Raw genomic sequence first — 24,940 nt, forward strand, 5'->3', positions numbered from 1 at the left:
GAAGAATTTAAAATCTAAAATTTAAAATCTAAAATTAGTTTATTCGTGGTGATTTCTCTCGTTACGTGCCAAATGTTTCGGCTCGATAGAGAGGGCATCACCATTTAACAGGGCGGCTACCCCTTCTTTGCGAGCTTTTTCGCATTCCGGGCAGTGGCACTCTTCTTCGTATCTTTCCGGTTCCGTGTAAGTGGTAATAACACCCTCGTAGTTTCTCAACACGATGCGTTTGGGTGATTGAGAAAGGATATACGTCGGCATTACCGGGGTTTTACCTCCTCCTCCGGGAGCGTCAACCACGAACGTGGGAACGGCATATCCGGAAGTATGTCCTCGCAAGTTCTCGATGATCTCGATACCTTTGGATACAGGAGTACGGAAGTGTTCGATACCCATGGAAAGGTCACATTGGTAGATATAGTACGGGCGAACACGCATTTTCACCAATTCGTGCATCAATTTCTTCATCACGTAAGTGCAGTCATTGATACCTCTCAGTAACACGGTCTGGTTTCCTAGAGGGATTCCGGCGTCAGCCAAGCGGGCGCATGCTGCCTTTGACTCTTCCGTAACCTCGTTCGGGTGATTGAAATGAGTGTTCAACCAGATCGGGTGATATTTCTTCAGCATGTTTACCAGTTCCGGGGTAATACGTTGCGGTAATACAACCGGGGTACGGCTTCCGATACGGATAATCTCCACGTGCGGGATAGCTCTCAATTTGCTGATGATGTATTCCAAACGGTCGTCGCTAACCAACAGGGCGTCACCTCCGGAAAGCAATACGTCGCGTACTTGCGGGGTTTTCGCGATGTAATCGATACATCTGTCGATGCGCTCGGTCGGGGATGCACAGTCATGTTGTCCCGCGAAGCGTCTGCGGGTGCAGTGACGGCAATACATGGAGCATTGGTCGGTAATCAGGAATAATACCCGGTCCGGATAACGGTGTGTCAATCCCGGGACAGGAGAATCGCTATCCTCGTGTAACGGATCTTCCAGATCGGCTGCTGATTTGTGCAATTCGAGAGCCGAGGGTACGGATTGTTTCCGTATCGGGCAATGCGGATTGTTCTTGTCAATCAAGCTCAAATAGTAAGGGGTAATCGCCATTCTCAGCGTCTTTAAAGACTCGCGTATACCATCCTCTTCTTCTTTGGTTAACTCGATGTATTTCTTTAATTGATCGAGTGTTTCAATTCTGTTTTTCACTTGCCATTTCCAATCGTTCCATTGTTCGTCGGTAACTTCCGGGAAAAACTCTTTTCGTCTGCTTTCTGACATCACTTTATTTATTTTAGATTTTAAATTTTAGATTTTAGATTCCAGCCGCACAAGGCTGGCACTTTATTTATTTTACATACAGTTTTTCAAATAACTCGCGAATTTCTGCGGACTCTCGGATAATATTCAGGGTTAGTTCCGCATGTCCTTTCGCGTATCCGTTTCCTACGATTAAATTTATATCTTTTCCTACTCCCTCGGCTCCCAACGCCGCTTTCGTGAAGCTGGTCGCCATAGAGAAGAAGTAAACACATCCTTGTCCTTTGGTGACTAGAATAGAGGTCATTTCTGTCGAGGGCACGTTCACGTTGTTGATTGTCACCTCGCAACCTCTTTCGCCCGCTATGGCGGTCACTTTCTTATACACGTCCATCACTTTTGTCGCATCGGCTACAATCACGTGAGTGGCGAGATTCATTTCTTTTATTCTTCGGGCGTTCTCTTCCGAGTATTCCACCACGATGACCTTTCCGTAAGGTCCCACGTTTTTCATTGCCTGATAGCAGCAAAGTACTCCCGACTTGCCGCCTCCCCCGATGATACATACCGTATCACCTTCTTTTACCAGACGAGCCACTTGAGCCGGGGCTCCTGCCACGTCCAACACGGCTAATGCCAGTTTTTCCGGTATATCGTCAGGCAGTACGGCGTACAAGCCGCTTTCGAAAAGAATGGCTTGCGCTTCCACGTCGACCTGATCCGATGCCGGGTCAAGATTCTTGATTTTATTAATTTTCAATGGGGTAAGGGAAAGAGAAACCAACGTGGCGATTTTGTCGCCCACTCTTAATGATTTATCCGGGAATGCCGGACCTATTTCGTTTACCGTACCGATTAACATTCCCCCCGAACCGGTCACCGGGTTTTGCATCTTGCCCCGTTCTTCCACGATGGAAAGAATCATTTCTTTCATTTTTGACGCATCCTTTCCGCAAGCACCTTTGATCTGCGTGTAACTGGCAGAGTCTATATTCAGTGTTTGCACGTCTATCAACAACTCGTTGTCATAAATGCTCATCGTGTTATCCAGCTTTTGTGCCGGTTGAGGAAGTGTTCCTTCCGGGATAATTACCCTGTGTGTACCGTATCTACAACCCTTGTCCATCGAATAATTTTAGATTTATGATTTTAGATTTCAGATTATGATTTACGATTGATAATTACCGTGAAAGCAATCATAAATCGTAAATCATAAATCGTAAATTAATTAAGCGTAAAGTTCCGTAAAGATCTTTCTTAAAGCTTCTGATTCTCTCAGTTCTTGAAGAGTGATCTCGGCATGACCTTTCGTGTAGCCGTTACCCACGATCATGGTTACGTCGCTTCCCACTCCTTCAGCACCGAGAGCTGCTTTCGTGAAGCTGGTCGCCATAGAGAAGAAGTAAACGACACCCGTGTTTTTCGTGCAAAGAATAGAGGTCATTTCCGTGTCGGTGATGTTCACGTTGTTGATGGTTACGTCGCACATCTCGCCATTCGTCAATTCCTCGATTTTTTCCATCACGGGAACGGGTTGAGTCGCGTCTGCGGAGAATACATAGTCGCAGAAACCGAGTTTCTGTAAACGTTCGGTACTCTTCTGGCTGTGGCACAATCCGATTACTTTACCGGTAACTCCTGCACGTTTTTTAGCCTCGTAACAGCACAACATACCTGATTTACCACCCGCGCCGATGATTAAAACGGTATCACCCGGTTTAACCAATTTGGCAGTTTGGGCGGGAGCTCCGGCAACGTCCAATGCTGACAATGCCAAATTCTCGGGAAGGTCTGCCGGAATCTTGGCGTAGATACCGCTCTCGAAAAGGATTGCTTTCCCGTCGATGTCAACTTGGTCAATGTCCGGACGGATATCTTTAATCTTGTCGATGCGTAGCGGAGTTAAAGAAAGAGAAACCAAGGTTGCGATTTTGTCGCCTTCCTTCAAGTCGATTTTACCTTTCAATGCATCACCTATTTTTTCAACCGTACCCAACAACATACCGCCTGATCCGGTTACCGGGTTGCGGTGTTTACCTTGTTTTGCCACGATGTCCAACATGATTTCGGCAATCTTGGCTTTGTCGCCGCCTGCTTGTTGCTCGATCTGGGTGAAGCTGGCTGAGTCGATATTCAAGGTTTGTACATCAATCAAGATCTCGTTGTCATAGATCTCGTCCATGTTGTTGTCAATCTTGTTAGCGGGTTGGGGTAACACACCTTTCGGTTCAATCACACGGTGAGTTCCGTATTTGTTTCCTTTCTTTTGCATAGTATTTAAAATTTATAAGTTTGAAAATGAATTACTTTAAAGGTTTTAATCCTAAAATTTCTCTTGCTTCGGCTGGAGTAGCGATTCCGCGGCCTAATTCTTTGGCTATGCGAACCACTTTTTCTACCAATTCGCCATTGGATTTAGCGAGGACTCCTCTTTCGAGATACAGGTTATCTTCAAAACCTACTCTCACGTTACCGCCCATGGCAATAGCCGCGGCAGCAAGAGGGAAAGCGTGACGTCCGATTCCGGTTGCCGTCCAAGTAGAGCCTGCCGGAATAGCGTTTACTAACCAGCAGAGATTCGGTACAGTGGCAGGGGTACATCCGGGAACGCCGAGAACGAAATTGAATTGCATGGGAGCCCCGGGAACCTGACCTTTTCTGGCCATGGTTAGTATCGTGTCGAGATGTCCCATTTCAAAACATTCGTATTCCGGTTTGATATTGTTTTCTATCATTCTCTTGCCAAAATCCCGCATCATGGGCATGGTGTTCTCGAAAACATCGTCACCGAAATTGCAAGTACCGCAATCGAGGGTAGCCATTTCGGGGAAAAGTTCAGTCGGTTGAAGACGTTCTTCAGCGGTCATACCTACGGCGCCTCCCGTGGAGGGGATAAGGATCACATCGGGGCATACCTTGTAGATAGCGTCGATGCACTCTTTGAAGCGTGCTTTGCTTTGGGTAGGAGTACCGTCGTCTTCACGAACGTGAATGTGAACAATGGCTGCTCCCGCGTCCACTGCTGATTTGGCTTCTCTCACGATCTCTTCTACCGTGTATGGAACGGCGGGATTTTGTTCTTTGGTTACTTCAGCCCCGCAAATGGCTGCTGTGATAATTAATTTCTCCATAAATAGTCATTTAATTTTTTCTCTGGTCTTCTTTTTTGACAACGCAAGTCCCACTGGCACGGCACACCACGATCGGTTCTTCCAGCACGTCGGCGGCGGAAGCCGAGATGTCCGGACGGGCTACAACCACTTTCTTTGCCTCGAAAACCATCTTGCGAGAAGTGTTTCCTACTTTCACGATTTCTCCGGTAGCCTCGATGTAATCCCCGGCGTAAACCGGCGCAAGGAATTCGATGTTGTCGTAAGCAACAAACAGGCCTTCGTCCCCGTCATGCATGATTAACAATTCCGTGGCAACGTCACCGAACAAGTGAACCATGTGTGCACCGTCTACTAAATTTCCACCATAATGAGCATCTTTAGCGCTCATTCTTAAACGTATCATTGTTTTTTCCATCGTTTTATAATTTATGATTTAAGATTCCACGATTTATGATTCTATTAATTTACGATCCGGTTAATTTATGATTTACGACTTGTTTTTCTTTAATCGTAAATCATAAATCCAAAATCGTAAATCACTTGATTATATAGTCTACCATGATAGACGGCGTTTTCACGTTTTCGGCAGCGATTTCTCCTACTTCCACGAGTTCATTCACCTCGGCAATCACCAAATCGGCGGCGGCAGCCATCAGCGGATTGAAGTTTTGCGACGTTCCCCGGTAGACCAGATTTCCGGCTTTATCCCCGAGGCTTGCGCCCACGAGGGCGATGTCCGCTCTCAACGGTTTCTCGAGCAAATAATCTTTGCCGTCCACGTTGATCACTTGTTTTCCCTCGGCAACGATGGTTCCCATTCCGGTTTGAGTCAGGATACCACCCAATCCGCAACCGCCTGCACGCACGCGTTCAGCCAAAGAACCTTGCGGGCAAAATTCGATTTCCAGTTCGCCGCTATTCATTTGCTCGCTCGTGCAAGGGTTTGTCCCGATATGTGACACGAAAAGTTTTTTTACTTGCTTGTTAGCGATCAACTGACCTACCCCTCTGTCCGGGAATGCCGTGTCGTTGCAGATTAACGTAAGGTTCTTCATGCCGGACTTTGCCAAGGCGTCAACGAGCTTGTTAGGGGTTCCGTTTGCAAGGAATCCGCCAACCATAATGGTCATACCATCCTTTACTTTTGATACAGCCTCTTCGATAGAAATAAATTTACTCATAAGGAAGCATTTTTTATATTGTTTCAGTTAAATATTTAACACATTCGCATTGATTTGTCAAATTTATATCGTTTTCGGGAATAAATGAAATATTTTCAACACAAAAACGGAAAAAATTCTTTATTGAGAATCATTTTACGTAGTCGAAAACATCCTTTACCCGTTCTCTCACACTTCACGGCTATAAATTTACACAATTTGTAACGTGTTTCCAATTTTTTTTTGCGTATTATTTTATTCGAGCAAAAAGGGAGTAATACGGAAGAAAGCAGGATAATAGTAGGATAACTTACGGGTATTTGGCATGTCGATAGGATATATTCTAGTGCGAAGATACAGTAGCAGGTAGCGAATTTCCAAATAACAGGCATGAATATTTTATGCTGATAGGAGGTTGATAGGGGTTTCGTGGGAGTATCATAGAAGTATTTCCCACGAAACCCTAATGGAAATGTATTTTATATTGCGCGAAAAGGTATTTCTTCTCCTGTATATCCCTTGATTGTTGGTAGGAATATCAGCATCGCTTGCCCATCGTCAAGGCTTGTTCCATGGCTTTCGTTTGTTTGATTTCGCCGATTTGCCAAGCTCCCACGCCATAGATTACTCCTTTTTCTTTTGCCTCTTCCAGGCAATCGGTAAAGCCCCGGAAGCCTTCGACGGTGCGTTCCATGGCGGGGATGCTCGTGTCGGCAGCTGTCACGATAAAGTAGAATTCCTTGTTACTGATTTCGGTGTAACGGGAACATGTCCGGTCTATCAGGGTTTTCATCTGGGCATCCATCGTGTAGAAATAGACGGGAGTGGCCATTACGATGACATCCGCGGCGATCATCTTTTCCAGAATTTCGGACATGTCATCCTTTTGCGGGCAAGGCTTTCCCGCGTTACAGATGCCGCAGCCCGTGCAATAATGAATCGTCCGGTCTTTTAGAAATATCTTTTCTACTTGGTGTCCGGCCTCTTGTGCGCCTTGCATGAATTGGTCGCATAATAAGTCGGAGTTTCCGCCTTTCCGTGGGCTTCCGGATAAAATAAGTACTTTCTTGTTCATGTCGTTTTTGTTTTTTACAAAGATATGGAAAAATAGGGTGTCGGTTGTTATATATATTACGGGTATATATACCCTAATTACTGATTCCTGTTAATAATAAGGGGATGAGTGATGACATCTTGAAACGATTTCTTAGATTTGCATGATTGATTAAGAGTTAATGAAACGATATGCGAGAAGTAATGGTTCAATATTTACAACACCGTCTGTTACGGTGGTTTGATGAGAATCAGCGGGTGTTCCCGTGGAGGGAAGCTCGTGCGACGAAGTATCAGCAGATCGTATCCGAGATTCTGTTGCAAAGGACGAAGGCGGAGACCGTGGCGAGATATTATGATACTTTTTTCTCGAAATATCCGGATTGGGAAGCTCTTTGCGGCGCAACGCTGGAGGAATTGGAAGAGGTGATGAGGCCGTTGGGATTATACCGGCATCGAGCGCGGAGGCTTTATAAGCTGACGGAAGATTTGCGTCGCAGGGGAGGGCAACTTCCGGGGGACGCGAACGAGTTGAGGGATTCCGGTTTCGTGGGTTTATACGTGACGAACGCTTTCGAGTTGTTTATATTGAGAAATCGTAAACCGTTGTTGGACGTGAATATGTCCCGTTTATTGAAGCGTTATTTTGAACCGGGTGATTTTATCGATGTGCGTTTTGATAAAGAAGTGCAGGAGTTGGCGAATGACATAATCGAGGTGCGGCGCTGCAAGGAGTTGAACTGGGCGATACTGGATTATGCCGCTATGGTATGCCGGAAAAGAAACCCGTTGTGCGGGGAGTGCGTGTTGAACAAGTATTGCAAGTATTACGCCCAACAATCATCTTCTGCTATGCCATCTGTCGAAGAGAAAGAATAATTTGATTCTCGTATTGTACGAATAGGGTATTGAGAAATGTTGATTTGCCTTTTGATTGTTAACAAAAAGGTGTGATGGAAATTTAAAAGAAAGAGCGTGCTCGTGCACGCCCTTTCATAATATAATACAGGATTATCTCGTTTACTTGATGACCCCGAGTTTCTTACCGATCTTGATAAAGGCAGTCAAGGCACGATCCAGTTGCTCGCGGGTGTGTGCGGCAGACAATTGGATACGGATGCGGGCTTGTCCCTTCGGTACAACCGGGTAGTAGAATCCGGTAACGTAGATGTTTTCTTTTTGCAGTTCGGCAGCGAATTGTTGTGAAAGCACTGCATCGTAAAGCATCAAGGCACAGATGGCTGATTCGGACGGTTTCAAGTCGAATCCGGCTTCCGTCAATTTAACGCGGAAGTAGTTGGCGTTGTCCATCACGCGGTCTCTCAATTCGGTGCTCTTTGTCAGCATGTCGAATACGGCGATAGATGCACCGCAAATTGCCGGGGACAAGGAGTTGGAGAACAGGTAAGGTCTTGAACGTTGGCGCAACATGTCGATGATTTCTTTCTTACCGGTCGTGTATCCGCCCATAGCACCACCGAGAGCTTTACCGAGGGTTCCGGTGAAGATATCTACCCGGTTCATGCAATTGTGGTGTTCGGCTGAACCGCGTCCAGTCTTACCGATGAATCCGGCAGCGTGGCTGTCGTCAACCATTACGAGCGCATTGTATTTTTCAGCCAAGTCGCAGATTTCGTTCATCTTGGCGATATCCCCGTCCATGGAGAACACACCGTCGGTAACGATGATGCGGTAGCGTTGAGCTTGAGAAATCTTCAATTGTTCCTCTAGGTCAGCCATGTTGGCATGTTTGTATCTGTAACGTACGGCTTTGCAAAGACGAACTCCATCGATGATAGAAGCGTGGTTCAATTCGTCGGAGATAATGGCATCTTCCTGTCCGAACAACGGTTCGAATACACCGCCGTTAGCATCGAAGCAAGCGGCGTAGAGAATCGTGTCTTCCGTGCCGAAGAATTGAGAAATTTTAGCTTCCAGTTCCTTGTGTATATCTTGAGTTCCGCAAATAAAACGTACAGAAGACATACCGTAACCGCGGCTGTCCAATGCTTTCTTGGCACCCTCGATGACCGTCGGGTTGGAAGAAAGTCCTAAATAGTTGTTCGCACAAAAGTTTAACACTGTTTCTCCCGTGGCAAGTTTAATCTCCGCATCTTGCGGGGTCACGATAATTCTTTCGCTTTTGTATAAGCCGGCGTCTTTTATCGACTGTAATTCAGTCTTTAAAAAGTCTTGAAATTTTCCGTACATATCGCTAATTTTAATGTTTGTTTTAATGGTGCCAAAAGTAATCATTTTTTACTTACAACGTATTCGAAAATGAATATATCGTACTTTATTCGGGGAAAAAATTCGAAAGTGTTATTTTCTCGTTTGTTCGTGTTTACGGATAGTTTTGTTCTCCTTTGCTGGAGATGATAGTTTCTTGTATTTGTCAATAAGTAAGCGAATGGTGTCTTTGGTTAATTCAAATCCGGGTAATTTAGGGATCCCTTCCCAAATGACGGTTTTGTCGGGTGCGAGTAATTTGCAATGGGGAAAGGAATCAATCCAGCATTCGTTTATCGTGGTGCTGGTCGAGTCTGCTGCGCTATAATATTCTATGACGGGCTTTTTCATTTTCTTCACGTCTTTTGCTGTTTGATTGGCGACGCCGATGACCACGAGGTCGTCTTTAAATTCTTTTGCAATTTCGTTCAGGTGGGGAATTTCTTGCACGCACCAGTAGCACCAGGTGCCCCAGAAATCGATGAGAATGAACTTACCCGTGGTGTCCGGGATTTCGGATATCCATTCTTTGATGACAATCGGCGGCATTTTTTGGTTGATGAGTTCTTTGTCTGCACCGGTATCTTTCCCGTGGTTGGATTCTTGCGCCTGTCCGGAAATGCATATGCAGGCAGTCATGCAAAGTAATAATAACATTTTTTTCATAGTATAATAATTCATGTGATTTATATGAAGACAGACATGAAAAATCAAAAATGGGTGAATAATTTTTCTCTTTTTGTTGCAAATAAAATGAAGAGCAGTATTTTTGTCTATCTGAAATATCGGCGAGATGGTGATAAAAGACAGTGTTATTATACAAGCATTGCAAAAAAATTGTAATACCGGAGGAGATTTGTTGTTCGACCGGTATTATAAGCCATTGGTTTTATTTGCCGATTCTTTGATTACAGACCGGGTGTTTGCCGAGGATTTGGTTCAGGAGGTTTTTTATCGTTTTATGAAAGAACGCGTGTACGAGAATATTGTTCCCGATGCCTTGGGTACTTATTTGTTCCGGGCGGTAAAGAATATTTGCGTGAATAGTTTGAATGCTAAAAGGGAGGTGTACTCGGAACTGGAAGTGTTGAGGTGTGATGCTGTCGAGGAGGAGAGTAAGACGATAGATCCGGAACTGATTGTTGCTATTTACAAGGCGATAGAGGATTTGCCGGCGAAGACGCGTATTGTGGTGCAGGAAATTTTGATTAAAGGAAGAAAATATAAAGAGGTAGCGGAAGAGAATGGTACGTCTGTCAATACGGTGAAAACGTTGCTTTCTAGTGGGTTGAAGGTGTTGAGAAATACATTCTCCGACTCGAGTATATTATGTCTGTTTATAAAATATGTGCTTAACGGGAAAAATTGAGTGAAAATCATTCACCCATTTTCGATTTTGCTGGTCTGTCTATACAAAATCGGAAAATGATGAATAATTCGGATGTAGATATAGAAGCATTAGTGGCGGTTTTTTTCTCGGGGAATTTGGACGAACGGGAAACCGGGGAACTCTTGGCTTGGGTAAAGGAAAGTAAGAAGCACGAGGTTCTTTTTAAGAAAAGGATGCGTGAATTATACGCGTTGCAAGTTGCCGGGGAGTGGAACACGATCAATACCGGAGTTGCGAGAAATAAAGTTTTTCGAAAATTGCATCGTACTCGAAAATTGTGGCGTGTGTGTGTAGCGGCTGCAGCAGTTGTCGTGTTGTTATTTTCATCAGTTGTCCTGTATTGGCAGGAGAGGGCGGGCGACTTGTTCGTCCAGAAAAAGATATTTTCAGAATTGGTACAGCGGCAGGACAGGCAGCAGGCGATTTTATCTATCGGTACGGAGAAGAAGGTGATATTAAACGCTACCATAAAGAAGGCGATATTTACAGATTCTTGTAGCCATGTTTTCATGGATGATAGTTGTATGATGCGTTACGAGAGGATACATTCGCACGAGGCGCACGAGGTACAGGTACATACTTTGGAAGTCCCCCGGGGAAGTGAATTTCGTTTGACCTTGAGTGACGGGACCCGGGTTTGGATGAATGCCGGGTCGAAGTTGTGTTACCCGGAGTTTTTCGATGGGGAAAAACGAGAAGTGACTTTGACGGGTGAGGCTTATTTTGAGGTTGAGCATGATGCAGAAGTTCCTTTCATCGTGAAAACGGTGGATATGGATATCACGGTTTTGGGGACAAGTTTTGACGTGAAAGCTTATCCCGAGGACGAGTACGTGATAACGACTTTAGCAACCGGCAGGATCAGGCAGAAGTATGTTGCCAGTGGTGAAGAAATTGTATTGAGCCCTTCGGAGCAAGCTGTTTATATGAAAAGTAACGGGCTTTTGAAGACGGAGCGGGTGGACGTGGGGGAGGCGATCGGTTGGAAGAACGGACGGGTTATCATGAAGAATAAGCCGTTGAAGGAAATTTTCAAGGAACTCGCGAGATGGTATGACTTTGAGGTGGAGTATAAAAATGACCGTTTGCGGGATACGCGTTTCTATTTGAATATGGATCGGTATGATGATATCAAGATGGTATTGGAAAAATTACAGAAGACCAACGGGGTTAAATTTATTTTTTACGGGCGAAAGATATTCGTGTATGATGATACAATTTTAAAATAAATCAAAACAGGAGGGATTAGGGCTCCCTCCTGAAAACATCAAAAGATGTTTAACTAAAATCGAACAAAAGTATGAAAAAAAACAGGATTAATGTTTTTTGCGGGCAGCGAAAAACGGAATGGATGTTATCTAAACTCAGGGGGATATCCCTGCTTATTTTGATGGTGGTCGGTTTCTTGTCGACGTATGGGCAAACGCAGCGTGTTTCTTTGCGTTTGGAAAATGAATCTCTCGTGAAGGTGTTATCCGAGATCGAGCGACTCTCGAATTATTCTTTTGTTTTTAAGATGGAAGACGTGGAGAACGTTGTCCATTTGACCGTTCGGGCAGAGAACAAGATGGTGAAAGAAATTTTGGATTCTTGTTTGTTGAACTCCGGGTTGAGTTATTTGCAGGAAAATAATTTAATCATTATCAAGAAAATGGCTCCCAAAGTGAAGTCTGTTGTCGTTACCGGAGTGGTGAAAGATGAACAAGGTTACTCCATTCCGGGGGTTACCGTGTTAATTATGGGGACGAGTCTCGGAACGGTGACCGACGAGGATGGAAAATTTGAATTGGAATTTAACGAAGGGCAAAAGATTGTGTTGCGGTTTTCTTTTATAGGGATGAAAACGAAAGAAATCGTTTATTCCGGACAAAAGAATATCGAGGTTGTGTTGGAAGAGAATGTTACCGAGATGAATGAGGTGGTGGTAACCGGGTATCAGGTGATTGACCGGAAAAAATTGACGAGTGCGGTGAGTTCTGTAAAAGCAAAAGATATCATGGTTCAAGGTGCGATGTCTATTGACCAGATGCTGAAGGGGCGTATTCCGGATATGATGATGACAACTAATTCCGGGGAGGTGGGAGTAGTACCTCGAATCCGGATCAGGGGGACTTCCACGTTGATCGGGAACCGGGAGCCCCTTTGGGTGGTGGATGGTATCGTGCTGAACGATCCGGTACCTATTTCTCCGGAGGAACTGAATGACCCGGATTACGTGAACCGCATCGGTAACGCGATTGCCGGGCTTAATCCCCAGGATATTGACCGTATCGACGTGTTGAAAGATGCTTCCGCGACAGCCTTGTATGGGACGAAGGCTGCGAACGGGGTGATCGTGATTACCACGAAGAAAGGGCACGTGGGGAATATCTTGGTACGGTACAATGCGACAGGTACTTTCAAATTGCGTCCCCGTTACACGGATCGCAAAGTTAATGTCATGAATTCCAAGCAAAGAGTCGATTTTTCCAAGGATTTGGTTGCGAATCATCATGTTTACCCCTCGGATATGCCTCAGGTGGGGTACGAGGGATTGATTACCCAAATGTACCAGGGAGTTGTTTCCGGGGATGAGTTCACGCGAAAAGTGAAAGACTTGGAGAGGATGAACACGGATTGGTTCAAGATATTGACGGAGGATGTTTTCTCTCATCAACATACGATTAGTTTATCCGGCGGAAGTGAACAATTACGTTACTATGCTTCAATCGGGTACGCTATTGATAATGATGTTATTAAAGGTGCTAATAACGAGCGTTATACGGCTAGTTTAAATTTCGATGCTCATTTTTCGGATTGCTTTACGCTGGCTTTAAGTTTGTTGGGAAATGTCAGTTCCAGAAAATATAATCAATCGGGAATTAACGTGATAGATTATGCTTACACGACAAGCCGATGCATTCCGGCGTATGACGAAAAAGGTCGCTATTATTATAAGCCTAGTTCGACAGACTATAACTTCAATATTTTGAATGAATTGGAGAATAGTCATTCTAATCAGGAGGCTTCCGGTTTTACTTGCAACGCGAATTTGAATTATCGTGTCACGGACTGGCTGAACGCTCAAGCTATTTTGTCTTATTCCACGTCAAATACAGAGCAGGAAGGCTATTGGTCGGACAAAACAAATTATGTTGCAAATATGCGCGGTTCCGAGTATGGGGTAGAGCCTCCTAAAGGTGAATACACGCATTCCCTATGCCCGTACGGGGGTGAATTGACAAAGATTTATGACCGTAATAACTCGTACACGGCACGTTTGCAGTTGGATATGAACAAGAGTTTCGGTGAGAATTTCCAGCATAATATCGTGACTAATCTGGGATTTGAGGCTTCTTCCACGCGTGCCCATGGCTACAATCGTGTAGAACGGGGGTATTACGAGGAACGGGGCAAGCAGTTTGCCGCCGATGTGAATATTGATGATTATCCCGCTTACAAGAGTTGGCTGGGAAACAACTATCCCTCGATTTCGGATAATTTGTCTAATTTGATCGCGGCTTATATATCCGTGTCTTACACGTACAATAATTTGTTCACGTTGAATGCTAACACCCGTATCGACGGGTCTAATAAATTCGGGGACAGGAGTAACGAGAAGTTATTGCCGATCTGGTCTGTGTCCGGTTCGTATAATATTTCGGAGCACATGAATATGGATCCCCGATGGGTTAGTAATTTGGCATTACGGTTGTCTTATGGTTTTCAAGGAAATATGTTGGACGGACAATCTCCGGTGATGATATTGAAAAAACTTCCGCTAAACGCTCACTACAACGAGTTGATGTCTAAGGTGGAAGTATACCCGAATCCGAGTTTGAAATGGGAAAAAACGAGTTCATTTAACGTGGGATTGGATTTCGGCTTGTTTAATAACGCGTTGCAAGTGAACACGTCTTACTATTATAAATTAACGAAAGATGCTTTCATGAACAGGACGGTGTCTTCTGTCAACGGGCGGAAGTCTTACGTGATTAATTCCGGGGAGATTCGGAATAGCGGTTACAGCGTAGATGTTTCGTTATCTCCGGTTTCTACGGATAATTTCAGGTGGACGTTGTCAACTTCTTTTTCTCAGGTATTTAATGAAATGAATACCGTGCCCGGTGCGGAAGAGTATGAACTGGATGATTTCCTGTCCGGGAATGCATTGACGAAAGGTCACGCTGTCGGTACATTCTATTCATATAAATTTTTAGGTTTGAATCCCGTGGACGGAGGTCCGATGTTCGATACGATGCAGGAGAGAAAAGAGGAGTTAATTGGTAAAAGTAAGTATGACGTGTTCACGACCATTTTGACTCCTTCCGGTCAGCGTGACCCGAAAATACAAGGCGGGCTTAATAATAGTTTCCGTTACAAGAGTCTTCGTTTGAATATATCTTTCAATTATAGTTTGGGGTCTAAGGTGCGTTTGTTCAAATTATACGATAACGGGATCGAGTTTAGTGCGTTGGAAAATGTAAACAAGGATTTAACCAAGAGGTGGAGAAACCCGGGGGACGAGCGTTACACGAATATTCCTTGTATGGTTAATGCAACGACGGGGGCGAGTAAACGGTATGGTGCTAATGTGATCGTGGGGGAGAATATTATGGTGGGAGAGAACGCGTGGACCATGTACAACTATGGTAGTCAACGGGTGGTAAGTGGAAATTATCTTCAGTGTCAGGACTTGAGCCTCACATATGATGTACCCGAGAAATGGTTGAATCGAATCGGGTTGACCAGTTTGTCTGTTACTGCTTCGACCTCGAACGTGTTCACAATCTGTTCTTCAAAACTGAAAGGTCAAGCTCCGACACAGAGTGGATTCGCTGAAATCCAATTATCGGACAGACCGGCGTTTTCGTTGGGATTGAATGTTGCATTTTAAATTTGATGAGTTATGATACGGATATTTACGATTGGAATAATACTATTGTTGACGGTATCTTGTTCCGGCTTTTTGAAAGATTACTCACAGGATTTGGCGTATGTGCATTCATACACGGATCTGGACGAATTGTTGATTGGTGGTGCTTATCTGGCACCTGATTTTACGAGTCTGGAGGGGGTGACGCCTTACGTGCATTTGATGGCAGACGAAATACGAGAGAATATAGAGGATGCGAATGGTTTCGGTTCGGACTTGAATACACACGGGAGAGATAAATATTTCGGCTACTACACGTGGCAAAAACGAGTTGACCTTGGAATTGATAATTTGGAGAAAGTGAACCAGAGTTTAGATTGGCAATGTTTTTATGAACGTATCAACGTTGCCAACATGATTATCGCGGGAATCGCAGACCAGAAAGCGTCTAACGAAGAAGAGGAAGCCGATATAGCCCGCATACGGGGCGAGGCTTATTTTTTACGAGGTGTTTATTATTTTTGGTTGGTGAATCTTTACGGGAAGCCATATACAGCATCAACGGCATCAACTGATCCGGCAGTACCTTTAAAAACGACGGAATACGTGGAAGATAAGAAATTTACCCGTAATAGTGTTCAAGAGGTGTTCGATCAGGTGATTAAGGATCTGGATGAAGCGGAGAAAAGTTTGGAGAAAGCGGTGCATAAGTCTATTTTCCGTGCGGACATTACGGCGGCGTACTTGTTGAAAAGTCGGGTTTACCTTTATATGCGCGATTGGGAGAAGGCGAAGTTTTATGCTGAAAAAGTATTGGAGAATAATAATAGTTTGGTTGATCTCAATACATTCCCGGCAAAAGGGAAGTTTTTGGATGACGATTGTGCGGAGATAATTTTTTCAACCGGCAATAATTGGTTAGGACTGAATACTACTATGCAGCAGAAAGGAATGAGTACTTCACAAGATTTGATAGATGCGTTACAAGAGAACGAAAATGATTTGCGTTTTAATATATTTTTGTCGAAGGATTATCCTCCTTATTATCCTTGTAATAAATACGAGGGATACGGGGGAAATATATCTGATGTATGCGTGTACAGGACGGCGGAGGCTTACTTGAATCTGGCGGAAGCGTGTGCTTACTTGAATGATGAAGGCGGGGCTCGCGAAACGCTGAACGCTCTTAGAAAGTGTCGCATTCATGAAGATTATGAAGTCACTTCTTCTGGTAAAGCGTTGATGGAGGATATTCGGAATGAACGTTATCGCGAACTGTGTTTCGAGGGACACCGGTGGTATGATTTGAGGCGTTATAGCGTGTGCGAGCAGTACCCGTTGGAAAAGGTCTTGCGTAATACATACACGACATTCCTATATGATTATGACGTGTATAAGAATATTCCCCAGCAAACGTTCGTGTACAAGTTGAAACCCGGTGATCCGGCTTATGTTCTGCCTATCCCGAGAGAGGTTTTGGAATTTGATGAATTGATGAATGATAATCCTCGAAATGATAGAGGTGTAGCTGAAACTATAAATTATAATTAAAGACAGAGAGTTATGTATCGAATATTGGGTTTTATAATATTGGGACTGTTAGGTGTCGCTTGCCAGAAAGAAGGTAATTTAGTATCCGGTGAAGGTATCGAGAACTATTTTGAAGTCCCGGGTACGGCTATGGATGAGGAGTCCGTGTTGCGACGGGAATTTCAGAAAGAAACGGGTAGCTATTTACTATTTAACGATACTCTGCGGAAAGAATTTCTGGGGAGGGACGAAGACGGTTTTCCGCGATATTCTTTTGAAACGGTTGAGTTGGGATATGGCATTCTCTCTTCCTCCATGGATAAGTTCACGTTCCATTATTTGGAGAATATGGAAATAAAGAGGGCTGGCGTGAGTTTTGTAAAAGAACGTTTGTTGGCTTTGATGGATAAATCATTGGCTCCTTATTCGTTTTTGCTAGTGAATACGATTTTACAATACCCGTTTTATTTAGAGGAAGGGATGGAAGCAAGTGAAGGTTTTTATGGAGAAGGTTATCCTATAAATTTTTATTCCGGAACCCGATGTATGGCGATTTCAATGGGGGATATCTTGGGTATGGACGACGAGGAACAGGTTGGTTTTCTGAAAGAGATCATGATTGCGATGGTTAGTAATATGTTGACAGCTCGTCCTTCTGTATTGCTTGATTTTTATGCCCCGGGAAAAGATTATTACGATAAATCGGGCTATATGTATGAGTTATTTCCTGATCTTTATATTAACGATTTGCGAGAGTTGGGCTTTATTACCGGTTCGCTGGAATATGATGAGGACTATTGGGATTATCGTGTTCAATTTCCATCAGAAAAAGAAGATGTTCTTAGTTTTATGGAGGTAATGTTCGGGGACGAAGATGTATTTTTGGAAGAAAATGCAGCTTATCCGATTGTTATCGAGAAGTATAATTTATTAAAGAAGGTGGTGACGGATTTGGGAATTCATTTGGAAATGTTTTAATAGGAAGTAATTATGAGAAATAGATATATAATAGTTATTGCATTGTTTCTTCTGGCAGTTGGTGCGTGTGATGATAACGAGAGCGTTTTGCCCCGGGTCTTACCAAGTGAGGAGGGTAATTTTACGGATCAACGAGATGGTAGTGTGTATCATTGGGTACGTTATGGTGATCTGGAATGGATGACCGAAAATATGCGGGTGGAGGTGGAAAACGGTGAGAGCCAAATTTACTCTGAAATTCAGATTACCCCGGAGGAGAGGAAGGACCAAGAAGCCCAGAATTGTATAAAATACGGGTATTTATATGATTATGAGGCTGCTCAAGAAGCCGTGCCGGAAGGATGGCGGATACCTACTGATGAGGATTGGCAAAAGTTGGAGAAGCTGATGGGAATGTCCGAAAGTGAATTGTCCGTGTTCGGGTGGAGAGGCGACCGACAAGGTGAAATGTTGCAACAGAAAGAGATGTTATGGTTGCGTCCCGGCGGGTTTGTAAACTATGAGGATAAGTCGTTTGGAAGTTATACTCCTGATTTTCTCGGTTTTTATGGTTTTTTCTGGTCATCCTCAGAAGATACGGGAAAACAGAAAGCAATAATATACAGGCAAATATGTTACAATACGTCCCAGATCGGACGTTTCAGTACATTGCCTGAAAAATTATTGAGTGTACGTTGCGTGAGAGACGTTTCTAAATAGTAAAGTGTAATGAGGGATCCGATTGGGAGAGTTTTTTAACTCTCCCAGGGTTTCTATTTGTGATTAAAAACATATTCGGGAATAAAAAATGTAAAGATGTATTGTATGGAAGAACCTATTGTTTTAGTGAAAAATTTATCTCATCGTTATTCGGTTCAATGGGCGATTAAAGATATAAATTTTGAAATTAATAAAAGCGGTGTTTACGGTTTGCTCGGTTCTAACGGAGCGGGGAAATCAACCACGATGAATATCATGTGTGGTGTGCTAAAGCCGACTCAAGGTGAGGTGTTTATCAGGGGTATTAATTTGCGCAAGCATCCGGTTGAGGCGAGAAGGCATAACGGTTTTTTGCCCCAGAAACCTCCTTTACAGGTGGAATTAACCGTTAAAGAATATTTGACGTATTGTGCTAATTTACGACAAATTCCTTCCAAGATGATCCCTGGAGCTGTTTCGGAAGTCATGGCTCAATGCGGTATCGAACATTTCCAAAAACGCTTGCTGCGGAATTTGTCCGGGGGATACCAGCAGCGCGTGGGGATTGCTCAAGCGATTATCCATAAACCGGAATTGGTGGTGTTGGACGAGCCGACAAATGGGTTGGACCCGAACCAGATCGTGGAAGTCAGGCATTTGATTAAGGAGATTGCCCGGGAGCGTACTGTACTTCTTTCAACTCATATATTGTCGGAAGTGCAAGCCGCTTGCGATTATATCCGGATGATCGAGCATGGTCACGTGGTTTTTTCCGGTACGGTGGAAGAGTTTAATAATTACGTGGCATCGGATACCTTGTGTGTAACGTTTGCCAATGAAGTGAAACCGGAAGATTTGGAAGCCTTACCGCAAATCCGGAAAGTGGAAGTTGAAGATAAAAATAAATACCGTGTTCGATTTGAGGAAGGGAATGAAGCTATTCATCAAATTGTGGAAATGAGTGTGGTTCAAAATTGGGAATTGAGAGAAATATACGTGGAAAAAACTTCAATGGATACTGTTTTCGCGGAATTGTCTAAAAATAATAAATAAAAGAGTGGTGTATGAGAACGATATATAAAATAGCCAAGACAGAATTGCAGGTCTTGTTTTATTCCCCGATAGCCTGGATGATTATCATTATTTTTACTTTTCAGGCAAGCATGATTTTTTCTGTTTTATTTGAAGGAACGATAAAGTTTCACTCCATGGTAGATCATGGAACGTACAATCTGACCGCTATGACGTTTGCCGATAAGAAAGGACTTTTTATGCAGATATTATTTTCTCTTTATCTCTACATCCCGTTGTTGACGATGGGATTGATGAGTAGGGAGTATAGTAGTGGGTCTATTAAATTGTTGTACAATTCACCCATCACGAATACCCAGATTATATTGGGTAAATATCTGTCCATGATGGTTTACGCGTTGGTGTTGATTGCAATCCTTTCGGTATTTGTCGTGTTTGCCGGGATTACGATCCCGCATTTTGATTGGGGGCTTTGTTTTTCCGGGTTGCTGGGAATTTATTTATTAATATGCGTGTATTCCGCCATCGGTTTGTTTATGTCGAGTATTACCTCGTATCAATTGGTGGCGGCTTTATGTACATTGTCTTTGTTAGCCGTGTTGAGTTATATGCGGGAAGTGTGGCAAAACATTGAGTTCGTGCGGGAGCTGACGTATTGGTTATCTATATCCGGCAGGGCAAATCAATTTATCCATGGGTTAATTTGTAGTGAAGATCTACTTTATTTCTTGATCTTGATTGCTTTGTTTCTGTGTTTGACGATTATACAGCTTCAAGCAGCCCGGCAAAAGAGTAGATGGACAGTTACATGGAGCAAGTTTTTTATGTTGTTTGCGGGGGTTATGTTTTTGGGATACTTGACTTCCCGCCCGAAATTGATGTTTTTTTATGATGCAACGCAGACTAAAGCGATGTCACTCGTTCCTAAAACACAGGAGTTGATTTCAAAGTTGAAAGGAGGCATGACGATTACCACTTACGGGAATATCATGGAGAATGATTTTGGATACGTGGCGTCCAGATCCGTGAAGGAAGATATTGCTGGTGAATTGATGCCTTATATTCGTTTCAAGCCGGAAACTGATACAAAATATGTCTACTATTACCCAAAAGACACGGAGACGAGAGATTTGTATTATATGGTAGATTTGTTGGATGAGAATATAAATAAGGTATTACGTTCCGACAAGGTGGATATTCCAATAGATTCCGTGGCGGAAGGGATAAGTATTGTACGTATTTTTGAACGGGAGAATGGGCAGAAAGAGATTTTGCCCGTGTATAATGACGCGACAAAATTTCCGAAGGAAGAAGACTATTTTACGATGTTCAGGCGTTTTGTGGAAACTCCTCATCCAGTCGGTTATTTGACAGGACATGGAGAACGGAATATGTTAAAATCTGCGGATCGGGATTATCGTTTGATTATGAGGGAGAGATCATTTCGTCAATCTTTTATAAATAACGGATTTGATGTGGTAGAATTGACTTTGGAACAGAAGGTTCCCTCGGATGTCAATTTGTTGATTATTGCGGATCCTCGAGGGCAATTGACAGATCTTGAGAAAGGAAATTTACAGGAGTATATTGATCGGGGTGGTAATTTGTTTATGGCATTGAATCCGCAAAGTTCTCAGAGTTTTAAAGAGTTCATCGAGCAATTCGGGGTAGATGTTGTCCCGGGGTCTTTGGTGAGACCGAATAGCCGGACGACCGCTGATATTGTTTATTCTATAAGTATCCCGAATAGTGCGGATAAAATGGGTGGAATCTTTGGCGATTTGTTACGGGAAGAAACTTTGATGGCTGGTGCTCGTTGTTGTGGGTTTAATTATCCCGCGAATAAAGGATATGATGTAACTCCTCTTTTTACAACAGCCGGTAAAGGTGTTTGGAATGAAGTGGAAACAACGAATTTTGCTGATGATACTGTGCGGTTGAATCCCGTGGCAGGTGAAGTCGAGAAAGCATACGTGACAGGTCTTGGAGTTTCCCGGAAAGTGGACGATCGAGTGCAAAAGATCATGTTGTTCGGGAATGCAGACTACTTTAGTAACACGGGGCTTGATTTTAAAGCGGAGGAAGGAGTTCTGAATCTTGACGTTATGGGGGCATCCGTTTATTGGTTGTCGGATGGGTATTCTCCGGTTCAGATTGTTCGTCCCGTCCCGCCAGATGAATATATAAATATTACCCGAAAGAATTCAAAATGGATCAGTATTTTCTTCTTGGGGATTTATCCCGGAATATTATTATTGATCGCCTTGGGATTGTGGCTTATGAGAAGAGGAAAGTAACACAAGCGGTTATTTAATTGCTAGGTATAAAGAGAGCGATTGAAAACTTCTTTTCAATCGCTCTCTTGTATAATATTAGTTTCTGATAGCGGCAATTTCCTTTACTGCCTCGATCGCCGTGTTCACGTCTTCTTCCGTGGTGAAGGCGCCGATGCTCATGCGGACAGTGCCGTGGAGATCGAATGTGCCAATCACCTCGTGTACTTTCGGTGCGCACTGCAATCCGGTGCGCACTGCAATATTGTAGTCCACGTCAAGCATGGTACCCACGTCAGCGGAATCGAATCCGTTGATGTTGAAGCTAAGTACCGGGTTCTTGTTTTCGGGGCTGTTGGCGCAATAGGTGGTGACACCTTCTATGTCTTGTAACGCTTTACGCAGTTTATTCCATAATTGGATTTCCCGGTGGTGTATATTCATGATACCCTGCTCCTGAATCCATTTTACCCCGGCATTCAATCCGGCAACACCTAACAAGTTCAATGTACCGTATTCCAAACGATACGGATACTCATCCAGATGCACGGGATAAGCGGAACGCACCCCGGTACCACCGGCACGGGTATGTTTGATCTCGATGCCTTCACGCACGTATGAACCGCCGATTCCCGTCGGTCCCATGAGGCATTTATGCCCGGTGAAGCAATACACATCTATGCCGCAGGCTTGCATATCCAAGTCCACGGCTCCGGCACCCTGACTGCCGTCTACCACGAAGATCACCCCTTTTTCTTTACATACCTTTCCGATCTCTGCCAAAGGTTGAATTGTTCCCAGTACGTTGGAGCAATGGGTAACCACCACGAATTTGGTGTTCGGTTGAATTGCTTTTTTGATGTCATCGGGATGCACGTAACCGTTCTCGTCAAAGGGAACGTAAGTCACGTCAATCGTACCGTTTTGATGGTGCATATTGAGGGGGCGCAATACCGAGTTGTGTTCCAGCATGGTGGAAACCACGTGAATACCTTTCTCTACCAGACCGTTGATGATGAGGTTTAATGAATCCGTGGCGTTATAGCTGAACGTCAGACGGTTGTGGTCTGTTCCCCCGTTGAAGAGCTTCGTCAGCATCTTGCGGGTGCTGTTCACCACTTCTTCCGTTTCAACGGCAGCATCGAATCCGGAGCGTCCGGGATTAACACCATGTTTGCGATAGAAATCGTTCATGAAATCATAAACGACATCCGGCTTCGGGAAGCTGGTTGCTGAATTGTCTAAGTAGATTAATTTGCTCATAACTTGTATTAATTTTAGATTTTAAATTTTAGATTCCAACCGCACAAGCCGACCATTTTTTTGTTCAAAATTTGAATTACTCACGACCTTCGAATTAGTCACCAACTCCTCCTCTGTTTATAGAGGAGGTGGCACGGAGTGCCGGAGGAGTTTCTTTATTTTTAATTTTCAATTTTCAATTATCAGGGCGTCCGCGACCAATTCCGCCACGGTCTTTATGGTAATGCCCAGATTGTACGTGTGATTGATTTGCGTTAATTGGTCCACGCAGTTGTGACAAGGGGTGACCACGATTTGTGCCCCGGTGGCGGTAATTTGGTCGGCTTTGACTTTACCGATTTTGAGGCGTCGTTCGTTGTACTCGCTCATGGCAAGAGCCCCGCCGCCGCCGCCGCAACAGAAGTTGTCGGTGCCGTAGGGCGTCATTTCCACCACGTGGGCTGCCGCCGCATTCACGACGAAACGGATTTCATCGAGTAATCCGCCGTTGCGCACGAGATTGCAGGGGTCGTGTATGGTGACCACTTTATCGTTGAGCGTCTTGTCCAGTTTGATGCGTCCGCCACGGATATATTCCCCGATCAATTCAACCACGGTAATCGTGTCGAAATCGTACTTCGTTTTGAGGTAGTTCGGGCCTTCCCAGCGCATGGCACGGGAACCGTGACCGCATTCTCCCAGCACGAGGCGTTTGCAATTGAGTTTGTGTATCTCGTCGTAGAGGTTACGGGCGATTTGGGTTGCCTCGGCGTTGTTGCCGTTGAAGTAGCCGTAATTCGTCACGTCGTAGTACTTGGACGAGAGCGTCCAGTCCTCGCCGGCGGCGTAGAACACTTTGCCCATGGCGGCGATGGAGAGCGGGAAGAACTTCGGTTCGCGCGGGTTCACGGTGTAAAACACGTTTTTGTCCGTCCGGTCGAGGAACAAGCCTGCTTTCGGGTCTTCCATTTCGTCCTGCAATTCTTCTTCCATCCATTGAATCGTGTCCACGAATTCTTCCGTGGGGATAGCCATGTTGTTGCCCGTGTTAACTGCCGCGTCAACCGTGGATTGCAGGGTTTTCGGCACCATGCCCATCTCGGCGAGCATTTCCCTTCCTTTCTTCACCACGAAGGGAATATCTACCCCGATAGAGCAATGTTTCACGCAGCGCCCGCACATGGTGCAAGCCCCGAAAAGGGAATCGATCATCTCGTCGCACATCTCCCGGTTCAATTCCCGGGCGCGGAACAATTTTGGGAACGCGGCTCCCTGCCATGTCCGGTAGCGCCTGTAAATGGAGCTGACGAGGTCTACTTTTCTCGCCGGGATGAACTTGCTTTCTTTCATGGTGAGATAGTACATGCAACTATCTGCGCACAGCCCGCAACGCACGCATGAGTTCAAGTGGGTTTCCAGCTTGCTGTCATTCGTCTTGTCGAGGACGGCAAGGGCTTTGGCTTTTTGTTCGTTCGTGATATTGTTCATCATACGGTAGCTTTTTTAGGAGGCCATGTTCCACGCCAGCCGTAGAAAAAGCCCAAATGGTATCTCGCGAAGAAGAAATAAAGCACGTGTTTGATCTTGCCGATCGGCATCCATATAAAAAGGAGTGCCATCGTGACGAAGTATACCGCCCCGAATTGGAACATCCACAGGGAATACGCCGAAACGAAGAGCATGACCGTGCAGAGAAAATTGGAAATGTAATCGTCCGCGCAGGATAGTTCCCGGAGTTCTTTTTTCACGATACGTTTAATGAATAAGGATAGTCCGCAGATACCGGCAACGAGAATCGCGGCTGCCGGCACGATGATGACCGAGTTCGTTACGCTTTCAACAGGAATCACGAGGCTGAAGATTGCCGACGCGGCGATAACCACGTACACGAGCAATGCCAAGAAGTTTCCTATATGAAAAATAATACCTGCCGAATAGGTGGGCAGGTGTAAATAAGCTGATTCTTTTTGCACGGGTGACATGGCTCCGATACAAGAGTAACAGACTGCTTGAGCGATATTCCCGGATTTTTGGGAAAGGTCTTTCGGCGACCCTTTTTTCAAAAGCCGTAGGAAATATCCCCCTAACAGCACCACGCAAAAGAGAAGTGCAGCCAACGAGGTCCAAATATACCAAGACATAGT

General features: G+C 44.5%; 21 protein-coding genes. 9 read left to right on the forward strand and 12 right to left on the reverse strand.

What is annotated here, in order from left to right:
- Positions 1 to 39 precede the first annotated feature (39 nt).
- From kamA to ACK8P8_RS11280, 7 genes are all read right to left on the reverse strand, one after another.
- Positions 40 to 1,284 carry a lysine 2,3-aminomutase gene (kamA, locus tag ACK8P8_RS11250; protein ID WP_099289824.1) on the reverse strand — a complete coding sequence of 415 codons (1,245 nt, stop codon included), beginning with the start codon at positions 1,282 to 1,284 and terminating at the stop codon, positions 40 to 42.
- Between the two features lie 67 nt (positions 1,285 to 1,351).
- Positions 1,352 to 2,389: an L-erythro-3,5-diaminohexanoate dehydrogenase gene (gene kdd / locus ACK8P8_RS11255; protein WP_099289825.1), complete on the reverse strand. Its 1,038-nt coding sequence runs from the start codon at positions 2,387 to 2,389 to the stop codon at positions 1,352 to 1,354.
- A gap of 102 nt (positions 2,390 to 2,491) precedes the next feature.
- Positions 2,492 to 3,535: an L-erythro-3,5-diaminohexanoate dehydrogenase gene (kdd, locus tag ACK8P8_RS11260; RefSeq protein WP_099289826.1), complete on the reverse strand. Its 1,044-nt coding sequence runs from the start codon at positions 3,533 to 3,535 to the stop codon at positions 2,492 to 2,494.
- Positions 3,536 to 3,566: 31 nt separating this feature from the next.
- Positions 3,567 to 4,394 carry a 3-keto-5-aminohexanoate cleavage enzyme gene (gene kce, locus ACK8P8_RS11265; RefSeq protein WP_186977520.1) on the reverse strand — a complete coding sequence of 276 codons (828 nt, stop codon included), beginning with the start codon at positions 4,392 to 4,394 and terminating at the stop codon, positions 3,567 to 3,569.
- Positions 4,395 to 4,404: 10 nt separating this feature from the next.
- On the reverse strand, positions 4,405 to 4,791 hold the full coding sequence (gene kal / locus ACK8P8_RS11270) for a 3-aminobutyryl-CoA ammonia lyase (protein WP_099289828.1): 387 nt from the start codon (positions 4,789 to 4,791) through the stop codon (positions 4,405 to 4,407).
- A 121-nt stretch (positions 4,792 to 4,912) separates the two neighbouring features.
- The gene (locus ACK8P8_RS11275) at positions 4,913 to 5,557 is read right to left on the reverse strand and encodes a CoA transferase subunit A (RefSeq protein WP_186977518.1); all 645 of its coding nucleotides are present in this window, start codon (positions 5,555 to 5,557) and stop codon (positions 4,913 to 4,915) included.
- 517 nt (positions 5,558 to 6,074) lie between these two features.
- The gene (locus ACK8P8_RS11280) at positions 6,075 to 6,611 is read right to left on the reverse strand and encodes a flavodoxin family protein (protein ID WP_099289830.1); all 537 of its coding nucleotides are present in this window, start codon (positions 6,609 to 6,611) and stop codon (positions 6,075 to 6,077) included.
- A 170-nt stretch (positions 6,612 to 6,781) separates the two neighbouring features.
- On the opposite strand from ACK8P8_RS11280, the gene ACK8P8_RS11285 reads away from it, so the two are divergent.
- The gene (locus ACK8P8_RS11285) at positions 6,782 to 7,468 is read left to right on the forward strand and encodes an iron-sulfur binding domain-containing protein (RefSeq protein ID WP_369860460.1); all 687 of its coding nucleotides are present in this window, start codon (positions 6,782 to 6,784) and stop codon (positions 7,466 to 7,468) included.
- A gap of 141 nt (positions 7,469 to 7,609) precedes the next feature.
- On the opposite strand, the gene kbl is transcribed toward ACK8P8_RS11285, so the two are convergent.
- Positions 7,610 to 8,800 carry a glycine C-acetyltransferase gene (gene kbl, locus ACK8P8_RS11290; protein ID WP_369860461.1) on the reverse strand — a complete coding sequence of 397 codons (1,191 nt, stop codon included), beginning with the start codon at positions 8,798 to 8,800 and terminating at the stop codon, positions 7,610 to 7,612.
- 111 nt (positions 8,801 to 8,911) lie between these two features.
- Positions 8,912 to 9,484 (reverse strand): TlpA family protein disulfide reductase, encoded by a 573-nt coding sequence (locus ACK8P8_RS11295; RefSeq protein WP_369860462.1) that lies wholly within the window; start codon positions 9,482 to 9,484, stop codon positions 8,912 to 8,914.
- Between the two features lie 127 nt (positions 9,485 to 9,611).
- Between ACK8P8_RS11295 and ACK8P8_RS11300 the strand changes: the two genes are divergently transcribed.
- The 8 genes from ACK8P8_RS11300 to ACK8P8_RS11335 all read left to right on the forward strand — a co-directional run bounded on the left by ACK8P8_RS11300 (position 9,612) and on the right by ACK8P8_RS11335 (position 21,578).
- Positions 9,612 to 10,187, forward strand: coding sequence for a sigma-70 family RNA polymerase sigma factor (locus ACK8P8_RS11300; RefSeq protein ID WP_369860463.1), 576 nt, complete (start codon positions 9,612 to 9,614; stop codon positions 10,185 to 10,187).
- A gap of 56 nt (positions 10,188 to 10,243) precedes the next feature.
- Positions 10,244 to 11,437 carry a FecR domain-containing protein gene (locus ACK8P8_RS11305; RefSeq protein ID WP_369860464.1) on the forward strand — a complete coding sequence of 398 codons (1,194 nt, stop codon included), beginning with the start codon at positions 10,244 to 10,246 and terminating at the stop codon, positions 11,435 to 11,437.
- Between the two features lie 71 nt (positions 11,438 to 11,508).
- On the forward strand, positions 11,509 to 15,084 hold the full coding sequence (locus ACK8P8_RS11310; protein WP_369860465.1) for a SusC/RagA family TonB-linked outer membrane protein: 3,576 nt from the start codon (positions 11,509 to 11,511) through the stop codon (positions 15,082 to 15,084).
- Positions 15,085 to 15,096: 12 nt separating this feature from the next.
- On the forward strand, positions 15,097 to 16,614 hold the full coding sequence (locus ACK8P8_RS11315) for a RagB/SusD family nutrient uptake outer membrane protein (protein ID WP_099289845.1): 1,518 nt from the start codon (positions 15,097 to 15,099) through the stop codon (positions 16,612 to 16,614).
- A gap of 12 nt (positions 16,615 to 16,626) precedes the next feature.
- Complete coding sequence (locus ACK8P8_RS11320; protein ID WP_099289846.1) at positions 16,627 to 17,571, forward strand: hypothetical protein; 945 nt, start codon at positions 16,627 to 16,629, stop codon at positions 17,569 to 17,571.
- Positions 17,572 to 17,583: 12 nt separating this feature from the next.
- A complete protein-coding gene (locus ACK8P8_RS11325; RefSeq protein ID WP_099289847.1) occupies positions 17,584 to 18,270 on the forward strand; it encodes a fibrobacter succinogenes major paralogous domain-containing protein in 687 nt (228 codons plus the stop codon).
- Between the two features lie 105 nt (positions 18,271 to 18,375).
- The gene (locus ACK8P8_RS11330) at positions 18,376 to 19,302 is read left to right on the forward strand and encodes an ABC transporter ATP-binding protein (RefSeq protein ID WP_099290040.1); all 927 of its coding nucleotides are present in this window, start codon (positions 18,376 to 18,378) and stop codon (positions 19,300 to 19,302) included.
- 11 nt (positions 19,303 to 19,313) lie between these two features.
- A complete protein-coding gene (locus ACK8P8_RS11335) occupies positions 19,314 to 21,578 on the forward strand; it encodes a Gldg family protein (RefSeq protein WP_369860466.1) in 2,265 nt (754 codons plus the stop codon).
- Positions 21,579 to 21,653: 75 nt separating this feature from the next.
- Here the strand turns inward: ACK8P8_RS11335 and ACK8P8_RS11340 are convergent, their stop codons facing one another.
- From ACK8P8_RS11340 to ACK8P8_RS11350, 3 genes are all read right to left on the reverse strand, one after another.
- The gene (locus ACK8P8_RS11340) at positions 21,654 to 22,817 is read right to left on the reverse strand and encodes an aminotransferase class V-fold PLP-dependent enzyme (RefSeq protein ID WP_369860468.1); all 1,164 of its coding nucleotides are present in this window, start codon (positions 22,815 to 22,817) and stop codon (positions 21,654 to 21,656) included.
- A gap of 168 nt (positions 22,818 to 22,985) precedes the next feature.
- The gene (locus ACK8P8_RS11345; protein ID WP_369860469.1) at positions 22,986 to 24,287 is read right to left on the reverse strand and encodes a (Fe-S)-binding protein; all 1,302 of its coding nucleotides are present in this window, start codon (positions 24,285 to 24,287) and stop codon (positions 22,986 to 22,988) included.
- On the reverse strand, positions 24,284 to 24,937 hold the full coding sequence (locus tag ACK8P8_RS11350; RefSeq protein WP_369860470.1) for a hypothetical protein: 654 nt from the start codon (positions 24,935 to 24,937) through the stop codon (positions 24,284 to 24,286). The genes ACK8P8_RS11345 and ACK8P8_RS11350 overlap by 4 nt, the downstream gene beginning before the upstream one ends.
- Between the last annotated feature and the right edge of the window lie 3 nt (positions 24,938 to 24,940).

Source organism: Butyricimonas muris (assembly GCF_046365375.1).
Lineage (GTDB): Bacteria > Bacteroidota > Bacteroidia > Bacteroidales > Marinifilaceae > Butyricimonas > Butyricimonas muris.